The organism is Amycolatopsis sp. NPDC098790, from assembly GCF_044759945.1.
In the GTDB taxonomy this organism is placed as follows: domain Bacteria; phylum Actinomycetota; class Actinomycetes; order Mycobacteriales; family Pseudonocardiaceae; genus Amycolatopsis.
This window is the reverse complement of sequence record NZ_JBIWAI010000001.1, coordinates 681,206-700,581: the sequence shown is the minus strand read 5'-3', so window position 1 is coordinate 700,581 and position 19,376 is coordinate 681,206. Positions and strand designations below refer to the sequence as shown.

21 protein-coding genes and 3 tRNA genes are annotated in these 19,376 nt (G+C 70.1%); 16 read left to right on the top strand and 8 right to left on the bottom strand.

All coding sequences use genetic code 11. From position 1 onward, the window contains the following. Positions 1-5: 5 nt before the first annotated feature. Positions 6-209, top strand: coding sequence for a cold-shock protein (locus ACIQWX_RS03635; RefSeq protein ID WP_003097368.1), 204 nt, complete (start codon positions 6-8; stop codon positions 207-209). Positions 210-308: 99 nt separating this feature from the next. Here the strand turns inward: ACIQWX_RS03635 and ACIQWX_RS03630 are convergent, their stop codons facing one another. Further along, complete coding sequence (locus ACIQWX_RS03630; RefSeq protein ID WP_400865034.1) at positions 309-743, bottom strand: hypothetical protein; 435 nt, start codon at positions 741-743, stop codon at positions 309-311. 1,130 nt (positions 744-1,873) lie between these two features. Here ACIQWX_RS03630 and ACIQWX_RS03625 point away from each other — a divergent pair. From ACIQWX_RS03625 to ACIQWX_RS03605, 5 genes are all read left to right on the top strand, one after another. Beyond that, positions 1,874-2,128, top strand: a complete 255-nt coding sequence (locus tag ACIQWX_RS03625; RefSeq protein WP_086683067.1) for a hypothetical protein — start codon at positions 1,874-1,876, stop codon at positions 2,126-2,128. Between the two features lie 151 nt (positions 2,129-2,279). Further along, on the top strand, positions 2,280-3,068 hold the full coding sequence (locus ACIQWX_RS03620; protein ID WP_400865031.1) for a hypothetical protein: 789 nt from the start codon (positions 2,280-2,282) through the stop codon (positions 3,066-3,068). A 99-nt stretch (positions 3,069-3,167) separates the two neighbouring features. Then, positions 3,168-3,240, top strand: a tRNA-Glu gene (locus ACIQWX_RS03615). Between the two features lie 22 nt (positions 3,241-3,262). Beyond that, positions 3,263-3,336: transfer RNA gene (locus ACIQWX_RS03610), tRNA-Asp, on the top strand. Positions 3,337-3,367: 31 nt separating this feature from the next. Next, a tRNA-Phe gene (locus ACIQWX_RS03605) sits at positions 3,368-3,441 on the top strand. A 43-nt stretch (positions 3,442-3,484) separates the two neighbouring features. On the opposite strand, the gene ACIQWX_RS03600 is transcribed toward ACIQWX_RS03605, so the two are convergent. Beyond that, positions 3,485-3,817, bottom strand: coding sequence for a hypothetical protein (locus tag ACIQWX_RS03600; protein WP_400865028.1), 333 nt, complete (start codon positions 3,815-3,817; stop codon positions 3,485-3,487). A gap of 175 nt (positions 3,818-3,992) precedes the next feature. Here ACIQWX_RS03600 and ACIQWX_RS03595 point away from each other — a divergent pair, with 175 nt between their 5' ends. Beyond that, positions 3,993-4,343 carry a YciI family protein gene (locus ACIQWX_RS03595; RefSeq protein WP_400865025.1) on the top strand — a complete coding sequence of 117 codons (351 nt, stop codon included), beginning with the start codon at positions 3,993-3,995 and terminating at the stop codon, positions 4,341-4,343. A gap of 33 nt (positions 4,344-4,376) precedes the next feature. After that, positions 4,377-5,162, top strand: coding sequence for an arylamine N-acetyltransferase (locus ACIQWX_RS03590; protein WP_400865022.1), 786 nt, complete (start codon positions 4,377-4,379; stop codon positions 5,160-5,162). Here ACIQWX_RS03590 and ACIQWX_RS03585 read toward each other — a convergent pair. Next, positions 5,156-7,468 (bottom strand): EAL domain-containing protein, encoded by a 2,313-nt coding sequence (locus ACIQWX_RS03585; RefSeq protein WP_400865019.1) that lies wholly within the window; start codon positions 7,466-7,468, stop codon positions 5,156-5,158. The two genes, ACIQWX_RS03590 and ACIQWX_RS03585, sit on opposite strands and share 7 nt — an antisense overlap. 41 nt (positions 7,469-7,509) lie before the next feature. Beyond that, positions 7,510-8,250 (bottom strand): rhomboid-like protein, encoded by a 741-nt coding sequence (locus ACIQWX_RS03580; protein ID WP_400865016.1) that lies wholly within the window; start codon positions 8,248-8,250, stop codon positions 7,510-7,512. Positions 8,251-8,420: 170 nt separating this feature from the next. Here ACIQWX_RS03580 and ACIQWX_RS03575 point away from each other — a divergent pair, with 170 nt between their 5' ends. Then, a complete protein-coding gene (locus ACIQWX_RS03575) occupies positions 8,421-8,933 on the top strand; it encodes a hypothetical protein (protein WP_400865013.1) in 513 nt (170 codons plus the stop codon). Here ACIQWX_RS03575 and ACIQWX_RS03570 read toward each other — a convergent pair whose 3' ends face one another. Further along, positions 8,934-9,380, bottom strand: a complete 447-nt coding sequence (locus ACIQWX_RS03570) for a pyridoxamine 5'-phosphate oxidase family protein (RefSeq protein WP_400865010.1) — start codon at positions 9,378-9,380, stop codon at positions 8,934-8,936. It lies immediately after the preceding gene. Between the two features lie 88 nt (positions 9,381-9,468). On the opposite strand from ACIQWX_RS03570, the gene ACIQWX_RS03565 reads away from it, so the two are divergent. Then, positions 9,469-10,044, top strand: a complete 576-nt coding sequence (locus tag ACIQWX_RS03565; protein WP_400865007.1) for a TetR/AcrR family transcriptional regulator — start codon at positions 9,469-9,471, stop codon at positions 10,042-10,044. On the opposite strand, the gene ACIQWX_RS03560 is transcribed toward ACIQWX_RS03565, so the two are convergent. Then, positions 9,995-11,317 (bottom strand): nucleobase:cation symporter-2 family protein, encoded by a 1,323-nt coding sequence (locus ACIQWX_RS03560; RefSeq protein WP_400865004.1) that lies wholly within the window; start codon positions 11,315-11,317, stop codon positions 9,995-9,997. The two genes, ACIQWX_RS03565 and ACIQWX_RS03560, sit on opposite strands and share 50 nt — an antisense overlap. A gap of 117 nt (positions 11,318-11,434) precedes the next feature. Here ACIQWX_RS03560 and ACIQWX_RS03555 point away from each other — a divergent pair, with 117 nt between their 5' ends. The 5 genes from ACIQWX_RS03555 to ACIQWX_RS03535 are packed head-to-tail and all read left to right on the top strand — an operon-like array spanning position 11,435 to position 15,696. Further along, complete coding sequence (locus ACIQWX_RS03555; RefSeq protein ID WP_400865001.1) at positions 11,435-12,574, top strand: 5-methyltetrahydropteroyltriglutamate--homocysteine S-methyltransferase; 1,140 nt, start codon at positions 11,435-11,437, stop codon at positions 12,572-12,574. Beyond that, positions 12,574-12,891 (top strand): NIPSNAP family protein, encoded by a 318-nt coding sequence (locus ACIQWX_RS03550; protein ID WP_400864998.1) that lies wholly within the window; start codon positions 12,574-12,576, stop codon positions 12,889-12,891. The genes ACIQWX_RS03555 and ACIQWX_RS03550 overlap by 1 nt, the downstream gene beginning before the upstream one ends. Further along, a complete protein-coding gene (locus ACIQWX_RS03545; protein WP_400864995.1) occupies positions 12,888-13,679 on the top strand; it encodes an IclR family transcriptional regulator in 792 nt (263 codons plus the stop codon). Before ACIQWX_RS03550 ends, ACIQWX_RS03545 begins: the two co-directional genes overlap by 4 nt. Before the next feature lie 24 nt (positions 13,680-13,703). Continuing rightward, positions 13,704-14,927, top strand: a complete 1,224-nt coding sequence (locus ACIQWX_RS03540; protein WP_400864992.1) for an NAD(P)/FAD-dependent oxidoreductase — start codon at positions 13,704-13,706, stop codon at positions 14,925-14,927. 31 nt (positions 14,928-14,958) lie between these two features. Further along, on the top strand, positions 14,959-15,696 hold the full coding sequence (locus ACIQWX_RS03535; protein ID WP_400864989.1) for a Clp protease N-terminal domain-containing protein: 738 nt from the start codon (positions 14,959-14,961) through the stop codon (positions 15,694-15,696). Between the two features lie 96 nt (positions 15,697-15,792). On the opposite strand, the gene gndA is transcribed toward ACIQWX_RS03535, so the two are convergent. Then, complete coding sequence (gene gndA / locus ACIQWX_RS03530) at positions 15,793-17,232, bottom strand: NADP-dependent phosphogluconate dehydrogenase (RefSeq protein WP_400864986.1); 1,440 nt, start codon at positions 17,230-17,232, stop codon at positions 15,793-15,795. An 85-nt stretch (positions 17,233-17,317) separates the two neighbouring features. Beyond that, complete coding sequence (locus ACIQWX_RS03525; RefSeq protein WP_400864983.1) at positions 17,318-18,238, bottom strand: MBL fold metallo-hydrolase; 921 nt, start codon at positions 18,236-18,238, stop codon at positions 17,318-17,320. 236 nt (positions 18,239-18,474) lie between these two features. On the opposite strand from ACIQWX_RS03525, the gene ACIQWX_RS03520 reads away from it, so the two are divergent. Beyond that, entirely contained in the window at positions 18,475-19,338 is an 864-nt protein-coding gene (locus ACIQWX_RS03520) for a helix-turn-helix domain-containing protein (protein ID WP_400864980.1), read from the top strand. Positions 19,339-19,376: the final 38 nt, after the last annotated feature.

The window sequence follows — 19,376 nt, the reverse complement described above, 5'->3', positions numbered from 1 at the left end:
CAGCGGTGGCGCAAGGCACTGTGAAGTGGTTCAACGCGGAGAAGGGCTTCGGCTTCATCGCGCAGGACGGCGGCGAAGGCGACGTGTTCGTTCACTACTCGGAGATCGAGGGCCGCGGCTTCCGCACCCTCGAGGAGAACCAGCGGGTGGAGTTCGAGGTCGGCCAGGGTCAGAAGGGTCCGCAGGCCCAGAAGGTCCGCGCGATCTGACAACCAGGCCCTCTGCGTTGTAAAGGCCTGAGCGAAGGGCCCCCGGCGATCTGATCGCCGGGGGCCCTTTCTCGTTGCGGTCTTTCGGGGCTTGTTGTGTCAGCGGCGCCCGAGGACCGGCGCGTCGAAGGCGTCGGCGGGGAAGTGGAACTCGTCGGTGAGGTCGGAGAGGTCACCGGCCTGCTGCCGCTGGTCCTGCAGCGAAGAGGCCTGACCTTCCCAGTTGAGCCGCTCGAGGATCCATTCCTGAGCGAGCGCCTGGGGCGAGATCTCCCGCTCGGCGGCGATGTCCTTCAGCTGCTGGTTGGCGATGAGGCTCATCCGGAGCTGGATGACCTGAGCTTCGCCGAAGCGCTTGCCGGAGCCAGTGCTCTCGTTGTCGGCATCGGGCGCGAGTGCGGCGAGGTAGGAGGTGAGTTCCTTGTCCTCGACAACGCCATCGTCCGCAGGCTTCGCGGCACCACGGTGGCGTCCGGAGGACGCGGCTTTGAGGTTCGTCCGGCTGCTCAAGCGGCCAAGGGAGGGAAGAGGCACGCCAGCCACGGTAACGGTTAGATCTCGCCACACAAACCACTGTGAGCCACAACACGACAAACGGTCGCCCCAGTCAGCCCAGCGGTTACCCGAACGGAGCAATGAGCAAGGAACGCAGCGCAACAGGGTGTTGACGCTATGAGTCGATCACGACGAACGCAGTGTGGTCGACGCAGGTGGCGAGGTCGGGCGCCGGACGCGCAGAGGTGAAGGGGAAACGGGCCGACGAGCGGTCAGTCGGCTGAAGTGCGCGGCCGGCGGTTTGGGGAGGGGACTAAGGGGCGGTCGGAGAGGCGAGCGACGAGATGGGGGAGGCAAGGGCAAGGCGGCGAGAGGGGGGCGAACTGCGCTCGGGGTGTGGCGGCAGGGGGCGCAAGGGCGAGAGATCGCCGGCGCAGCGAAAGGCCTTAGGCGAGCTGCACAAGGCGAGGTGCACAAGGCGAGAGGCGCAAGGCGAGAGGCGCAAGGCGAGAGGCGCAAGGTGAGGGGGCGAGGTCGAGGTGGCGAGAGGGGGGACCGAGAGACTGCAAGGCGGGGGCGGCGGCGAGCGAGCATCCAGAGGAGGGCTGGGACGGCACTCGTGCGCGGCGGGCAAGGGTGCGAGGGGGGAGGAGATCGCCGGCGCAGTTGACGGGAGTGCGAGTGGCGAGGCCCGAAGGGGGGCGCCAGGGCGCGCAGCGCCCGAGGCGTTGAGAAGCAACCACCCCGAAAAGCCGCAAGGGACGCACCGTGGGGGGTCCGGGGGGCTCGGCCCCCCGGGTCAGCACCCCGAAATGATCGGGCAGGCGAAGGGCGAAGCCCGAAGCGTGCCCGAGAAATGGAGGACCCCCGCGCCAGGGGGAGGAACGCGGGGGTCGGAGGGGATCTCCACAGGCGCTGACCGGGGGTGTGTCAGCACTTCGATTGTTGCACGAGTTCCCCTTCTGGGCGAGTGGAGAGCGGGAAATTTCCGCGTGGGGTGTCACTTCCGGGCCAGGTGACCGTCGTTCGGGTGGCGGGCTTCTTCCGCTGTGCCGATTGCGCTGCGTTGAGCGGAGCGTGGCCTCAGGTTCACTCTCCGGGGGGCTGTGTGTGGCGGCCGGCGCTGGTTAGCCTCGCGGCCAAGCTGTTGTGAGCCGTGTGGAGGGGCTATGAGCGGGTCTGTTGAAGTGCGGCAGTTCCTCCTTCGGTACGAAGGTGCCGATGGGGGGAGTGCTCCGTTCGCCGGGGGGTTGCCGGCGCAGCGGAGTGGTGCCGCGGATGCGCAGCGGGTGTCGGACGATCAGGTCCGGCGGGCTCGGCTGGCGGTGGCGAACGGTGCGCTGGGGGTCGAGGACTGTGTGCAGCTGCTGGAGATGCTGGGGTTGAACCTGGACGAGGACGGGCAGGCGCCCGTCCAGCGTTGACGCCGGGGGCCTGGCGGTGTTCCGCCGGGCCTGTCCGGTGATGTTCCTGCTGGTTGTCGCCGTTTCCGGTGAGTGATTCGCGAGGTCGCCGAGTTTCCTTGACGCAGGTTTCGTAACAGTGTTACGTTTGCCGGGTCGAAAGGGGACGGACATGACGACGATCGAAGGCGCCGCCGGACTGGCGAGCCGGATCCGGCCGGTCGTGCAGGTGCTGGGCGGCAGGTTCATGACGTCGCCGGAGCTGGCGGCGGTCGAGGCGGAGGCCGGGCTGCCGCCGCGTTCGCTCTACGTGCGGGGGCGGTCGGCCGTGCTCGGGGACGTCCCGCCGAAGGTCGCCGCGGGGCTGTTCGGGATTTTTCCGCACTGGTTGTTCGAGTTCGTCCTGCCGCCCGCGACGGCGGCCTTGGACGCGCCCTCCGCCGTCCGTGCCTACGCGGAGTCATCGGCTCGGTGGTCACGCGTCAGCCTTTCGGCCGTATCGGAGCCCGGCCGTCTGGCCGAGCTGCTGTTCCGCGTCGCCGACGCCGCGGACGCCAGCGGGCTGGCGCTGTTCGCGGGCTGGAAGAACGCCGAACGTCCGACGGGGGACGTCGAACGGCTCGGGTTCGCATTGATGCTCGTCCGCGAGCTGCGCGGCGGCCTGCACTTCGCGGCGCTGCGGGCGGTCGGCCTGACGGTGCCGGAGGCGGTGATCGCGGACCCGGAGGGCGGCCGCGAGCGGTTGCTGCGCACGGCGTGGCCGGCGGAGGCCGCTGACGACCTCGTGGAAGCGGCTTCGCGGAAGCCGGATCTGCGCGACCGCTGGCACCGCGCGGAGGCTTTGACCGACGACCGGATCGGCGAGGTCCTGTCGGCCGCGTTGACCGAGCCGGAGCAGGGTGAGCTGGATCGGCGGCTGGCGGAGTTGTTTGCGCAGGTCGTGGGACCGCTGCAGGCTTAAGACCCCCCTGCTGCAAAGCGGTGGTGGCGTGCCCTATGCTTGTAATCGCTCCCGGGGGGACCTGAGAGCGCGGTCGGTCGGTCACCCGAAACCGGCCGGGCTCCCATCGTCCAGCGGCCTAGGACTCCGCCCTTTCAAGGCGGCAACGCGGGTTCGAATCCCGTTGGGAGTACGCAGTACTGTAGTAGATGCAAGGCCCTGTGGCGCAGTTGGTTAGCGCGTCGCCCTGTCACGGCGAAGGTCGCGGGTTCGAGTCCCGTCAGGGTCGCAAGATCGTTCGGCTCCTTGCCGGCGTTCCCGGCCAGGTAGCTCAGTTGGTACGAGCGTCCGCCTGAAAAGCGGAAGGTCGCCGGTTCGACCCCGGCCCTGGCCACCGCAACGAAAACCGCCCCGAAGGCTCGGGGCGGTTTTTTCGTTCAACGGACTTCGTCGACGTGGAAGTACCCCACCGTCCTCGGGCCTTCGGTGATCACGACCACGGTGCCCGCTTGGATCCGGTACGGGCCGGAGTTGCCGACCACCAACCAGCACCCCGCCGCCGGCGAGACGACGGCTCCCGGCGACAGGTCGCGAAGCACGAAAGACGCGAGTCCTGAGTCGGCGGTTCGCGGCGGCACGAAGGCGTTCGCCATGTAGTCGTCTTCGGTGTCGGCTCGCGGTGGCCCGGTCGTGCGGCCGCCTTGCTCCGCGGTCAGCCAGACGACCCGGCCGCGAAACGGGAAAGGGCTGTCGTCCGGAAGCTTCGCCACCGGGCGAGTGTCCCACCGTGACGCCGAACCCCCTGGACACCGAAGAGGCCAGGACACGCGGCACTAGGCCGAACGAGTGAACCCGAAACCCCCGTGTCCGGTCCACGACCCCGGCACCGACCACCCGGCGAAAGGCAGCCCACCCGGGGCCGCCGCCCACATCAGGGGAGCCGACGTGCGATACCTCCTTACCCTCCACATGAACCCGACCCTCTGGGGCACCCTCACCGATGCTCAGAAGAACGCCGTCTACGAAGGACACGGGGACTTCATCAAGCTCATCACCGACACCGGCGAAATGGTCGGGACCAAGGCGCTCGCCGAGCCCGCCGAAACCAAGACCGTGCGCGTCAATGACGGATCCACCCACGTCCAAGACGGGGCCTTCGTCGAGGCCGAAGCCTTCTTCTGCGGCTACTACATCGTCGACGTCGAGACCGAAGCGCGCGCCGTCGAGTTGGCCGCCATGATTCCTGATGCCCAGTACACCGCTGTCGAGGTGCGGAAGGTCGTGCACGAGGGTTGACCTCGATCAAGGTCGAGGGTGCACGCTGACCCCATGACCACCGAATGGGGCATCGATGCCGTCGACCTGGACGCCTACCTGACGCGGGTCGGACAGCCCGCCAGGGAACCGTCGGCAGAGGCGCTGAAAAACCTCGTGCGCGCGCACGTCCGGGCCATTCCCTTCGAGAACGTCGACGTCGTTCTCGGGCAGCACCAAGGGATTTCGCTCGACGTCGTGCACGCCAAGCTCGTCGGACGGCGGCGGGGCGGCTACTGCTACGAGCAGAGCGGCCTCTTCGCCGCCGTCCTCGAGCAGCTCGGCTACCGCGTTCACCGGCTCGCCGCGCGCGTCCAGCCTCGGCGGCCCGGGCCCTACACCCACATGACGCTCGTCGTCGAAGCGGAGAACCAGAGGTTCCACGCCGATGTCGGCTTCGGGGCCGGGATCCTCGCCCCGATGCCGCTCGTCGACGGCCAGGAAACCGACCAGGCCGGCTGGCCGCACCGGCTCACCGAAAAGAACGGCTGGTGGACGCTCTCGAAAGGTGACGAAGACCTGCTCGACTTCCGGCTCGACGGCATGCACCCCATCGACTACGAGGTCTACCACCACTACACCTCGACGCACCCGAAGTCGCCGTTCACCGGCCGCCTGGTCATCATGACGCTCGAACCCGGCGTCAGCCGGAAGCTGCTCGGCCGCGAACTCACCGTCGAAAAGCCCGACGGCACAAGCGAAACCACCACCATCGCCCCCGAGGAACTCGACGCCACCCTGAAGGACCTCGGCATCGAACTGACGCCGGATGAGCTGGAGCGCCTGAAAGCCGTCTACTGACCGAACAACTCGGCCGCCGCCACCGGGCGGCCGAGGTGGTACCCCTGCGCCTGGTCGCATCCCAACGCGCGCAACAGATCCACCTGCTCCGCGGACTCGACGCCCTCGGCGATCACCGTCAGGTCGACCGCGTGCGCCATCGCGATGATGCTCGTGACGATCGCCTCGGCGTCCCGCGACTCCGCGATCCCCGTGATGAACGAACGGTCGATCTTCAGCGTGTCCAGCGTCAGCCGGCGCAGCTGCGCGAGCGACGAATAGCCCGTACCGAAGTCGTCGATCGCCAGCAGGACACCCAGTGAACGCAGGGAAGCGAGCACCTCGGCAGCCGCCTCCTGGTCGCGCATCAACGCGCTTTCCGTGACCTCCAAGCAAAGCGCGCTCGCGGGCAGCCCGGTGCCGGCCAGCGCGTCCTGCACCGCGGGCACCAGGTGCGGGTCGTCGAGCTGGCGCGTCGACAGGTTGACCTTCAGCGTGAGGTCCAGACCCTGCTCGCCGCGCCGCGTGGCCAGTTCGCGGGTCGTCGCGCGGAGCATCTCCTTGCCGATCACGTTGATCAGGTCGCTCTCTTCGGCCAGCGGGATGAACTCCGCGGGCGAGATCGCGCCGTGGCGGGGGTGCGTCCAGCGCAGCAGCGCCTCGACCGCGACCATCTCGCCGGTCCGCAGGTCGACGACCGGCTGGTACGCCGGCCACAGCTGGCCGTCGTGCACCGCGTCGCGCAGGTCCTGCTCCATCCGCAGCCGCCGCTGCATCCGCTCGCGCAGGCCGACGTCGAAGAAGTGGTGCCGGCCGCGCCCGAGCGTCTTCGCCTGGTACATCGCGATGTCGGCGTCGCGCAGCAGGTCCTCGGCGCTGCGCCGGTCCGCCGTCCCGACGAGCACCACGCCGATGCTCGCGTCGAGGTGCAGCTGCCTGCCGAGCACGCCGATCGGCTCGGCCAGCGCGGCCCGCAGGTGCTCGGCCAGCGCCCGCACCTCGCCGAGTTCGGTGACCGCGCCGGTCACGACGACGAACTCGTCGCCGCCGAGCCGGCCGACCAGGTCGTCGCGGCCGGAGCAGCGGCGCAGGCGCTCGCCGACGATCCGCAGCACCTGGTCGCCGACCGAGTGCCCGAGCGAGTCGTTGATGACCTTGAACTTGTCCAGGTCGAGGAACAGCACGGTGACCGCGCCGCGCCGGTCGGCGGCGAGCCGGTCGAGCACCAGGGTCCGGTTGCCCAGCCGGGTCAGCGGGTCGTGGGTGGCGTCGTGCGCGAGCTGGGCGCTGATCGCGCGGGTCTCGGTGATGTCGGTGAACGACGTGACCACGGCCAGCGCCGCCGGGTCGTCGGGGTTGAGCAGCCGCGAGGTCAGCGACACCCAGACGTCGCGGCCGTCGGGCCGGCGCAGCCGCACCACCAGGCCGTTGTGCGTGACGCCGGTCCGCCGCGTCTGCACCGACGGCGTCTCGTCCGGCGGAATCCAGTGCCCGGACTCGGTGAACAGCACGAGCGTGTGGCACGGGACGCCGATCAGGTCGGCTTCGGCGACGCCGATGATCCGGCACGCGGCCGGGTTCGCGGCCTCGATCAGCCCGCTCGGCCCCATCACCAGCACGCCTTCGTCGAGCGACGCGACGACCGTGCGGTAGTTCTGCTCGGCCCGCCGCCGCGCGGTTTCGTCCGCGCAGACGAGCACGTACCCGTCGTTCATCTCAGCTGCCGAAACGCGGACCGCCAAGGGCGCGCCGTCCCGGCGCCGGTGCACGGCTTCGGTGACGCCGGCGCCGCGCAGGTCCAGCGGCGCGCCGACCAGCTCGCTCGCCCGCCGTCCGACGGCTTCGGCCGCGGTCCAGCCGTACACCGCTTCCGCGGCCGGGTTCCAGCTGGTCACGACGCCTTCGCCGGTGGTCGCGATCAGCGCGTCGCTGACGTGCGACACCAGCGCGGCCTGGTAGCGCAGGGCGTCCGCGGCCGCCTTCTTCGCCGTGATGTCCCGCATGACGACCTGGTAGGCGAGCCGGCCACCCAGGCGCACCGACACCGCCTCCACCGCGACCTTGCTCCCGTCCAGCCGCGACATCAGCGCTTCGACCGGCTCGCTCGCCTGCCCCGGCTCGGTCAGCCGCACCAGCTTCCCGACGACGGCCGTCCGCGACTCCTCCGCGACGAAGTCGGTGAACCGGCGGCCGACGACGTCGTCGGCCGAGCACGCGGCGAACGTCTCGAGCGCGGCGCGGTTGACGTAGGTGAGGACGCCGTTCTCGTGGACGCAGATCGCGTCCGGACTCAGCTCGACCAGCTCGGCGAGGGAGTCTGCCTGCATGAGCGTCCGTCCCCCCGGCAGTCGGCGTGTGGCTCGGTCGATTACACCACCGACTCCGGCGCCTGCCTACCCGCCGAAACCCCGGTCCGGCCTGCGGAAGCGCCCCGCAGCCGCGGCCCCCAGAACAGCAGGCCGAAGTGCGCGGCGAACGCGTGCCCGAGCAGCGTGACGACCGAGTCGAGCGCCAGCGGGTCGTCGCTCGCCCAGACCACCGCGATGAACGCCTCCATGACCGCGAGCGCCACGAGCCGCGCGCGGCCGCGCAGCAGGAAGACGAGCGCGCCGGCGGTCGTGAAGAAGCCGTAGCTGACGCCGATGTCGAGCCAGTGCCCGGCCGAGCCCGGCAGGACGTGGGCGCTGATCAAAGCCATCACCGGCAGCTCGGTGACGAGCGTGGCCAGCACGTGGCCGGAGAAGAACACGGTCGCCGCGCGGCGGGCGCCGAACCGGCGTTCCAGCGGCGCGACGGCGATCGCGAAGATGACGACGTAGACGAGCCAGCCTTCGTCGGACAGCCAAAGCGCGCTGGTCAGCAGCGAGGTCAGCGGCCGCCGCCACAGGTTGTGGGCGTCGGTGCTGGACAGCTGGAGCAGCCGGTCGGTCAACGCCGGGTCGGCGAACTTCAGCACCAGCGTCGTGCCGAGCAGGAGGACCAGGTAGCCGAACGTGAACGGGGTCGACTTCGGGTTCGGGACGAGCGTCAGCAGGCCGCGGCGCGGAACGGCGATCCGGGGGACCGGCCGATCGGCTTTCAGCAGCATGGACTGAGCTTCGCCGGTCATGCTGGGAGCATCCCGAACCGCAGCTGTGAATCCGCTGTGGAATGTCACCCACAGTCAAGGTTTTCGTTACGTGACGAGTTTTTGCCAGAAACTCACCCATTCGGGGGTCTTGTGCGGTAAAAATACGGCCACGATGTCGGCCGAAAGGCCTGTCGGGAAGGTCTGCCGGGGTGAACGACGAGGTATCGGTCGCCGAGCTGCTCGTGCGCGAGGGCTGGGGCGAGCGTTCAGGACCGGGGCAGTCGCGGTGGCGGGTGCTCGCGGTGATGCTCGCCGTCGTCATCGGCTGCGGCGCCGCGGCGGTGCTCGTCGGCCTCGGCGGCAAGGGCACCGAGAACGCCTCCCCGGTCGACCAGATCCAGGTGATCCCGTTTCCCGGGCGCACCACCGGGCTCGGCGGCGCCGACCAGGCCACGGACTCCCCGCCGGAGGGCGGCACCGGCGGCGGCGACGTCGTCCCCGGCGTCGGGGTGCCCCGCGAGACGGTCACCGAGGTGCCGGGCAGCGACCCGACGACCGAGAGCAGCACGGACCCCGGGACGACGACCACCACGCCGACCAGCGGGGACCCGTCCAGTCCGGTCACCACGACCACGACGCCCCCGTCCGGAGGGCAGCTGCCGCCGCCCACGACGACGCAGCCGAAGCCGCGGCCGTCGTGCATCCTGATCATCTGCTGGTGATCAGGCCAGCTGCTCGGCGACGTCGCTGAAGTCCGACGTGTTCCAGCGCTCCGGGCGCATCACGATCGCGATGTTGTTGCCGTGGGTGCCGTCGGTCGCGTCCGTGTAGGCCTCGCTGACCCCCGGCGGCAGGTAGCGGGCCGCCATCTCGTGGCGCTCCTCCTTCGTCATCGGCCACGTCTTCACCACCGGGCCCTCGACCGACACGTACTTGTAGACGCCGTCCTGCTGCTGGACGCACAGCGCGAACCGGCCGGCCGCCTCGATCAGCCGCGTCTTGCGCAAGCCCGGTGACGTCATCACGACGACGTCGCCGCCCGGCTCGTAGCGGTACCAGATCGGCGTCGTCAGCGGGGCCCGGCCGGCCTCGGCGGCGACGCTCAGCACGCCTACCTGCGGCCGGGCCAGGAACTCTTCACGCTCTTCGCGGGTCATCTTGCGGGCCATCGCCTGCTCCTTAAAGCCATGTCATTTGCCTTAACGGTAGCCACAGCCGGACGGCAAAAGCAAGCATGTTTGCTTTAAGATGAACCCCATGACCCGACCCGGCGGCCGCAGCGCCCGCGTCCGCGACGCGGTGCACGACGCCGTCGTCGAGCTGCTCTCCCTCGGCGACATCAACGCGGCGATCCCGAAGATCGCCGAGCGCGCGGGCGTGAACCCGACCAGCATCTACCGGCGCTGGGGCAGCCGCGAGCAGCTGCTGCTCGACGCCGCCGTGACGCGGCTGCGCGCGACGTCGCCGATCCCGGACACCGGCACGCTGCGCGGCGACCTGCTCGGCTGGGCCGAAGGCGTCGAACGCGCGATGCGCGACCCGCGCGGCCAGATCCTGCTGCGCGCGCTCGTCGCCACCCTGGGACCGGAGAAGCAACCGATCGAATACCTCAAGGCTCGCGGTGACGACCTGCAGGCGACGCTCGACAAGGCCGCTGCGCGCGGAGAGGACGTGCCGACCGTCGACGAGGTCCTCGACTTCGTCCTGGCTCCGCTCTACCTGCGCGTGCTGTTCCGGCGCCCGGTCGAGCCGGGCACCGGCGGCAAGCTCGTCGAACGGCTGCTCACGGCGCTTCGAGCAGATCCGGCTCCGAACGCCGGCCGAGGTGGTTGAACAGCAGGTTCAACGCGAACGCCAGCACCGCCGCCACGGTGATCGAGCTGCCGCAGATCGTCTGCAGCCACGCGGGGAAGTGCTGGAAGATCTTCGGCGCGAACGCCGGCAGCAACCCGACGCCGAGCGCGACCGCGACGATGAAAGTGTTGTGGTTGCCCGAAAACTCGACCGTGCGGAGGTTCTGCGCACCGACCGCGGCGACCATCGCGAACATCACCACCGCGACCCCGCCGACGACCGGCTGCGGGATCGCCGCGATGAACGCGCCGATCTTCGGCACCAGCCCCATCAGCACCAGGATCCCGCCGGTCACCGCGACCACCCAGCGGCTGCGCACTCCCGTCATCCGCACCAGCCCGACGTTCTGCGCGAACGCCGTGTCCGGGAACGAGTTCATGACACCGCCGAGCACGGCCGAAAAGCCGTCGGTGGCCAACCCGCGCGCGAGGTCCGAGTCCGTCGGCCGCCGCCCGGTGATCTCGCCGACGGCGATCATGTCGGCCGTCGACTCGGTGAACGTCACCAGCATGACCACGCACATCGAGAGCACCGCGGCGACCGGGAACGTCGGCGCCCCGAAGTGGAACGGCGACGCGAGCCCGAACCAGCTCGCCGCACCCAGGCCGTCCCAGTGCACCAGCCCCATCGGGATCGCGACCACGAGCCCGATCGCCAGCGCCAGCAGCGGGCCGATCTGGTTGGCGAACCCGCGCAGCACCCGCGTGAACAGGATCAGCAGGGCCAGCACGCCGAACGCGAGCAGGATGTGCGACAGGGCCGCGTAATCCGGTGCGGTGGGGTCGTTGCCCGCGATCAGGCCCGCGCCCGGGCCGAGCAGCGAGACGCCGATGACGAGCAGCAGCGTCCCGGTGACCAGCGGCGGGAAGAACCGGATCAGCTTCGCGAACGGCCTCGCGATCAGCAGCCCGAAGACACCGGACGCCAGCATCGCGCCGTACACGGCGGGCAGGCCGTACTGCGAGGCGATCAGGATCATCGGGTTCACGACGCTGAACGTCGCACCCGCCACGACCGGCAGCCGGATGCCCAAGAGCTTCCCGATGCCGACGGCCTGGATCAGCGTCGCGACCCCCGCCACCAGCAGGTCGGCGTTGACCAGCAACCCGATCGTCGCCGGGTCCAGCTTCAGCGCGCTGCCGACGATCAGCGGCACCGCGACCGAACCGGCGTACATGATCGACATGTGCTGCAGGCCGAGCAGCGCCAGCCGCCCGGCGGGCAGGACTTCGTCGACCGGGTGTTTCGTCATGCACGGCCCCTTTCCCCGGCACAGTGAAAAGGCAGGACGTGACGGTAGCAAGTCCCGGGGGTCATGATCTTGTTTCGGGGGGCGGCGCGGAGGCCGGGAATGTGTGACCATCGGTGCATGACTTCGGGCGGTACTTCCCAGGTGGGCCCGCCGTTCCGCGCCGATCACGTCGGGAGCCTCCTGCGGCCCCCGGTCCTGCGTGACGCGCGGCGGCGGCGCGAAAGCGGCGAGATCGGCGCGGAGCAGCTCCGCGCGGTCGAGGACGACGCGATCCGCGACGTCATCAAGATGCAGAAAGCGGCCGGGCTCAGCTCGGCCACCGACGGCGAATTCCGGCGTGCCTCCTGGCACATGGACTTCATCTACGCGCTCGGCGGCGTCTCCAAGAGCGACGAGCGGCTGCACGTCAAGTTCCACAACCTGGCGGGCGACCTCGAGTTCAGCCCGCCGGGCCTGCAGGTCGACGGCAAGGTCCGGCTCGACGAGCCCATCTTCGCCGAGCACTTCGAGTTCCTGAAGTCCCATGTGGACCCCGGCGTGACGCCGAAGCTGACCATCCCGTCGCCGAGCATGGTCTACTACCGCGGCGGGCGGGCGGCGGTCAGCGAGACCGTCTACCCGGACCTCGAGGAGTTCTACACCGACCTCAGCGCGGCCTACCAGGCGCAGATCGCCGCGATGGCCGGCCTCGGCTGCCGGTATCTCCAGCTCGACGACACCAGCCTCGCCTACCTCAACGACCCGGCGCAGCGGGAGCTCGTCGCGCGGATGGGCGGCGACCCGGACCGCCAGCACCTGCGCAACATCGCGACGCTGAACGCGGCCCTGCAAGGCCGTCCCGACGACCTCGCCGTGACGACCCACCTGTGCCGCGGCAACTTCCGGTCGTCGTGGGTCGCCTCCGGCAGCTACGAATTCGTCGCGGAAGCGCTCTTCGGCGACCTGGCCGTCGACGGGTTCTTCCTGGAGTTCGACGACGAACGCTCCGGCGGCTTCGAACCGCTGCGGTTCGTGCCCAAGGACAAGAAGGTCGTCCTCGGCCTGGTCACGACCAAGCGACCCGAGCTGGAAGACCCGGACGTCCTGGTACGGCGGATCGAAGAGGCGTCGCGGTACGTCGACGTCGACCAGCTCTGCCTGTCGCCGCAGTGCGGCTTCTCCTCGACCGAGGAGGGCAACGACCTCACCCCGGACGACCAGCTGCGCAAGCTCGAGCTGATCGTGGCCACGGCCGACCGGGTTTGGGGCGGCCACTGATGATCACCTGCGTCGTGGACTACGTCATCGACCCCGCGAAGCTCCCCGACTTCGAACGCTTCGCCGCCGCGTGGATGCGGCTGGTGCAGCGCGAAGGCGGCATCCACCACGGTTACTTCCTGCCGTCGGAAGGCGCGAGCGACGAAGCCCGTGCGCTGTTCAGCTTCGAAAGCCTCGCCGCGTACGAGCGCTACCGGACGCTGTTCGGCGTCGACCCGGACTTCATCGAGGCCGACAAGATCCGCGACGAAAGCGGGTGCGTGGTGCGGTACCGGCGGACGTTCATGCGCCCCTTGCTGCCGGACGACGAAGTGTGAGACACAGCGCGAAGCGGCCGCCGTCGGTCGTGGACCGCGTCCTCGACCTGCTGGGCGCGTTCACGGCCGAGCGGCCGCAGCTCACGCTGTCCGAACTCAGCCGGCGCGCCGGGCTGCCGCTGTCGACGACCCACCGGATCGCCGGCGAGCTGACCAAACGCGGCGCGCTCGTGCGCGACGAGGCCGGCGTCTACCGCGTCGGGCTGTGGCTGTGGGAAGTCGCGTCGCTCGCGCCGCACGGCGCCGAGCTGCGGGAGAGCGCGATGCCGTTCCTCGAAGACCTCTACGAGGCCACGCACCAGAACGTGCAGCTCGCCGTCCTCGACGGGCCGGAGGTCGTCTACGTCGAGCGCATCTCCGGCCGCGGCGCGGTCAACGTCCTCACCCGCGTCGGCGGCCGGCTGCCCGCGCACGCCACCGGCGTCGGCCAGGTCCTGCTCGCGCACGCCGCCGCCGAGGCGCAGGAGGAGGTCCTGACCGGGCCGCTCAAGACGTTCACGCCGAAGACGATCACCTCGGCCGGGCAGCTGCGGCGGGTCCTGGCCGACGTTCGCCGCGACGGCTACGCGATCAGCGACGGCCAGATCGAGCTGATCTCCCTGTCGGTGGCGGCTCCGGTCTACGACTCGACGGACGAGGTCGTCGCGGCCATCTCCGTCGTCGTCCCGGCCGAGGGGACGGACCCGCGGACGCTGGTCCCGGCCGTCCGGGCCGCCGCGCGCGGCATCTCGCGGGTGCTCGGGGCACCCCGCGCCCTGCGGTCGCCGGGCGACTCCTCGACGGCTTAAGGGTCTTGTGATCGGATGGCAGGCATGGGTGCACAGAACACCGTCCTCGTCGTCGGAGCGGGTCAGAGCGGGTTCCAGGCCGTCGCGTCGCTGCGGGACCGCGGCTTCGACGGCCGGGTCGTGCTGGTCGGGGACGAGCCGGGCGTGCCGTACCAGCGGCCGCCGCTGTCGAAGGCCTACCTCGCCGGGACCGCCGGCCTCGAACAGTTGCACCTGCGCGGCGAGGACTTCTTCGCGGAGAAGGGCATCGAGCTGGTCGCCGGGCGGGTCGCGGCGATCGATCGCGCGGCTTCGCGGGTGCGTCTCGAAGACGGCACCGAACTGGCTTACGACCACCTGATCCTGGCCACCGGCGCGCGCAACCGGACGCTGCCCGTGCCCGGCGCGGATCTCCCGGGCGTGCTGACCCTGCGCACGCGCGACGACGCCGACCGGCTCCGCGCGTCCCTCAGTGCGGCCGAGAACGTCGTCGTGGTCGGCGGCGGGTTCATCGGGCTGGAGTTCGCCTCGCACGCCGGCCGCCCGGTGACGGTCGTCGAGGCCCAGGACCGGCTGCTCAACCGCGTCGCGACACCCGAGATCTCCGCCTACTTCGCCGCGTTGCACCGCGAAGCCGGGCACACGGTGCTGCTCGGCCAGGGCGTCTCGGCGCTGCACGGCGACTCCCGTGTGCGAGAAGTCAAACTGTCCGACGGCACCCGGCTGCCCGCCGACCTGGTCGTGGTCGCCGTCGGCGTCGTGCCGGAGACGACGCTCGCCGCCGAAGCCGGCCTCCCCGTGGACAACGGCGTCGTCGTCGACGCCCACCTGCGCACCGAAGACCCGAAGATCTTCGCGATCGGCGACTGCGCCAACTTCCCGTGCGTGCAGGCGGGCGCCGCGACCCGGCTGGAGTCCGTGCAGAACGCCGTCGACCAGGCCCGCTGCGTGGCCGCGGCGATCACCGGCACGCCCGAGCCGTACGCGAGCCTGCCGTGGTTCTGGACCGACCAGTCGGGCGCGAAGCTGCAGATCGCCGGGATCCTGTCCGGCGCCGACAAAACGGTGGTCGCGGGCGACCCGGCGAGCGGCAAGTTCTCGGTGCTGTCCTTCCGCGACGACGTCCTCATCGCGGTCGAGTCGGTGAACAAGCCGGCCGACCACATCGCCGCCCGGCGCCTGTTCACCGCCGACCCGAAGCCGGCGTACGCGGACCTCGAAGCGAGCGCGTTCGACCTGAAGGGACATCTGGCGTCAACTCGCGGTTGACGCTAGCCGAGCGTCAACCTACAGTTGACGCATGACCTTACCGACCAACATCAAGCTCGACGACCTCATCAGCGCGATCAAGAGCAACAACGAAAAGGACGCCCTCGCCCAGCTCACCGACGCCGTCTACGTGGGCCAGCACCTCGGCGAGGTGGCCGACCACCTGATCGGCCACTTCGTCGACCAGGCCCGGCGGTCCGGGGCGTCCTGGACCGACATCGGCGCCAGCATGGGCGTGACCAAGCAGGCCGCCCAGAAGCGGTTCGTGCCGAAGGTCGATCCCGGGGGCGACCCGAGCGGTGCCATCGAACGCGTCTACGGCCGCTACACGGACCGGGCGCGCCACGTCGTCGTCGAGGCCCAGAAGGCGGCCGTCACGCACGCCAGCCCGGAGATCGACACCGTGCACATCGTGCTGGGCCTGCTGACCGAACCCGCCGCGCTGGCGGCCGGCGCGATCCTGGCCCAGGGCGTCCAGCTCGACGCCGTCCGCGAAGCCGCCGAGGCGCGGCTGCCCGAGCCAGTCGACCCGGTGCCGAACGTCGTGCCGTTCTCCGCCGCCGCCAAGAAGACCCTCGAACTCACCATGCGCGAGGGGCTGCGGCTCGGGCACAACTACATCGGCACCGAGCACATGCTCCTGGCGCTGCTCGAACAGCGTGAGGGCACCGGGTTCGAGGTCCTGGACGGCCTGGGCGTCAAGAAGGACAAGGCCGAGGCGAAGATCGTGGAGGTGCTGGCGGAACTCCTCGCCGCCCGGGGGCAGTGAGGCTCCTGGTGGCGGCCGCGCTCATCGCGCTGCTGCTGGTGACGCTGCTCTGACCGGGCGGGACCAGGGGGTCTTCCCGGTCAGAGCAGCGGCTCGTCAGGCGTCGGACTCCGGGCGGCCGTCGGCGGCCCAAGCCGTGTGGAACGAACCTTCGCGGTCCACACGGCGGTACGTGTGCGCACCGAAGAAGTCCCGCTGGCCCTGCACCAAAGCCGCCGGCAGGCGGTCGGCGCGGAGGCCGTCGTAGTACGCCAGCGCCGTCGAGAAGCCCGGCGTCGGGATGCCGAGCTGGACCGCCGTCGAGATCACCGACCGCCACGAGTCCTGCGCGTCCTCGACGGCCTTGCGGAAGCCGCCCGACGTCAGCAGCGTCGGCAGCTCCGGCTCATCGGCGTAGGCCGAGGTGATGTCGTTGAGGAACTTCGCGCGGATGATGCAGCCGCCGCGCCAGATCGAGGCGACCTTGCCCAGGTCGATGTCCCAGCCGTACTCCGTCGCGCCGGCCTGGATCTGGTTGAAGCCCTGTGCGTACGCGACGACCTTCGACGCGTAGAGCGCCTGCTCGACGTCGTCGGCGAAGCGCTCCAACGAAGCACCGGTCAGCGGCGAAGCCGACGGGCCACCGAGCCCGCGGGCCGCCGCGCGCAGCGGCTTCGAGCCCGACAGCGAACGCGCGAAGACGGCTTCGGCGATGCCCGAGATCGGGACGCCCAGGTCGAGGCCGATCTGCACCGTCCAGCGGCCGGTGCCCTTCTGTTCGGCGGCGTCCTCGACGATGTCCACGAACGGCTTGCCCGAAGACTGGTCGACGTGCGCCAGCACCTCGGCGGTGATCTCGATCAGGTAGGAGTCGAGCCGCCCGGTGTTCCACGTGCGGAACACGTCGGCGATCTCGGCGGGGGAGTAGCCGCCCGCGTGCCGCAGCAGGTCGAACGACTCCGCGATCAGCTGCATGTCGGCGTACTCGATGCCGTTGTGCACCATCTTGACGAAGTGGCCGGCGCCGTCCGCGCCGATGTGCGTGCAGCACGGCTCGCCGTCGACCTTCGCCGAGATGTCCTCGAACAGCGGGCCGAGCGACTCGTACGACTCCTTCGAGCCGCCGGGCATGATGCTCGGCCCGTGCAGCGCGCCTTCCTCGCCGCCGGAGACGCCGCTGCCGACGAAGTGCAGCCCACGCTCGCGCAGCGCCTTCTCGCGGCGGCGCGTGTCGGCGAAGTGCGCGTTGCCGGCGTCGATGATCACGTCGCCCTCTTCGAGCAGCGGCGCGAACTCCTCGATGACGGCGTCGGTCGGGCCGCCCGCCTTGACCATGATCACGACCTGGCGCGGCCGCTCCAGCGCGTCGACGAACGCCTGCGCGGAGTACGCCGGGATGAAGTCGCCCTCGTCGCCGAACTGCTCCACCAGCGCGCGGGTCCGCTCCTCGGACCGGTTGTGCAGGGCCACCGTGTGCCCGTGCCGGGCCAGGTTGCGGGCCAGGTTGCGGCCCATGACCGCCAGGCCGGTGACCCCGATGCTCGCCTTCTTGCTCATCCGAATCCTCTCGAAGTCTCTCTCGATTCAGACAGTAGTCCGATCGACGCCTCATGGGAGGCCACGGAGGAGCAGCTCACCTAGTTCAGGAGAAGCAGCGGATCGGGCCCTTGTTGTAGGCGAGCATGTCGGTGATCGCCGCGACCAGGTCGATGTCCGCGCCCCACTCGGCGCCGTCCAGTTCGGCGTACGCGCGGTGCAGGTTTCCCGGCAGCCGCTCCTGCTCGCCCAGCGACGCGAACTCGCCGAGGTCCGTCTCCTTCGCGACCTCCAGCGGCGACAGCCCGGCGGCCTTCCCGCGTTCGGCCGTCTGTTGCACGAACTCGAGGTATTCGTCCACTTTGTCCACCACGTCGAGCCCGCAGGGGCCGCCGTGCCCGGGCAAGATCACCTCGGGGGACAGCTCCCGGATGACGTCGAGGCCCTTGCGCCAGCCGGCCACCGAGCCCATCAGCGCGAACGGGCTGCCGCCGTGGAACACCAGGTCACCGGCGTAGAGCACGCGCTGCTCGGGCAGCCAGACCAGCACGTCGTTGGTCGTGTGGGCCGCGTGGCCGGGGTGGATCAGCTCGAGGGTGACGTCGCCGGCGTGCACGGTCAGCCGGTCGTCGAACACGACCTCCGGCGGCCGCGACCGCAGTTCGCCCCAGTCGCTGCCGACGAAGATGCCCTCGAACGTCTGGATCCCCTCGGCGACCATCAGCTCCCGCGTCTTGCGGTGGCCGATGACCGTCGCGCCCTCGACCAGGTAGTTGCCGTTGGTGTGGTCGCCGTGGTGGTGCGTGTTGATCAGCGTCGTCACCGGACTGCCGGTGGCGGCCTCGACCGCGGCGAGCAGCGCGCGCGTGCGGCGCTCGGTCGAGCAGGTGTCGATGAGGACGGTGTGGTCGCCGGCGTCGACGACGCCGCAGTTGTTGATGTACCAGGAGCCGTCCGGCTGGACGTAGCCGTGGACCTGGTCGGCCAGCCGGGTGACGGCGGCGGCGGAGGGCGAGCGATCGGTCACGGCGCTCACTATGCCCGAGTCCGGCTCCGCCGGTTGGCCGAATAATTAGGAATTTCGCTGGTCCAGGCGAGTGATAGCCCAGGTGACTGGCATTCCGCGGCGTTTCCTGGAACGCTGCGCGATGTCATCATCGAGATCCGCAAGGTGAAGCACTAGCCTGGGTGGGTTCGATAGTTCGCGCGCGACGGCGACCGGGAGGCCGCCGTCGCTTGGTAGTGGTCCGGGAGAGCAGGGCGATGGCCAGCACCGTCACCTCGCGCCGGAAGCAGCTCGGCAACGAGCTCCGGCATGCCCGCACCGCGGCGCGGATGACACAGCAGCAGGTCGCCGAGGTCCTCGGCTGCACCCAGGGCAAGGTCAACAAGATCGAGTCCGGTGCCGTCGGGGTCAAGCTCGGGGATGTGCGATCCATGCTGAACGCGTTCGGGATCAACGGCGAAGAGGCCGACACGCTGATGAACCTGGCGCGCGCCGCCGCCGGGCAGCGCGGCCACTGGTCCGGCTACCGCTCGGTGGTGCCGCACTGGTTCCGCACCTTCACCGACCTGGAGCCCGCGGCCGCGGAGATCCTCACCTGGCACGGTGAGCGCATCCCGGGCCCGCTGCAGTCCGAGCACTACATGCTCAAGCAGTTCACCGAGTTCGGCGCCACCGACGTGACGTCGCTGGTGCGCAACCGGCTCGACCGCAAGGCGGTGTTCGAGCAGCAGCAGCCGCCGTACTACCGGTTCATCATCAGCGAGGGCGCGCTGCGCCGGGCCCCGGGCGGGTATGCGCCCGCGGTGATGCTGGACCAGGTCGAGCACCTGCTCTCGCTCGAGAAGCACCAGCGCGTCTACGTGCACGTACTCCCGTTCGGCGCGCGGCTGGCCGCGGTGCCCAACGACTTCACGATCATGCGCTTCCCGGACCGCACCCGGGACTTCGTCTACATCGAGCACTCCGCCGGCGGGCTGTACCTCGACGACGTCAAGGACTTCAACATCTTCGTCGACTCGTGGGACCGGCTGCGTGGAGCGGCTTTGGAGCGGCAGGAGACCCGGCAGTTCCTCAAGGAGCTCGCGGAGGGTTACCGCGGCCAGATGCAGCAGCTCCAATAGGGCGAACGGTGGCCTGAGGTATCCCGGCCGGTGAACAA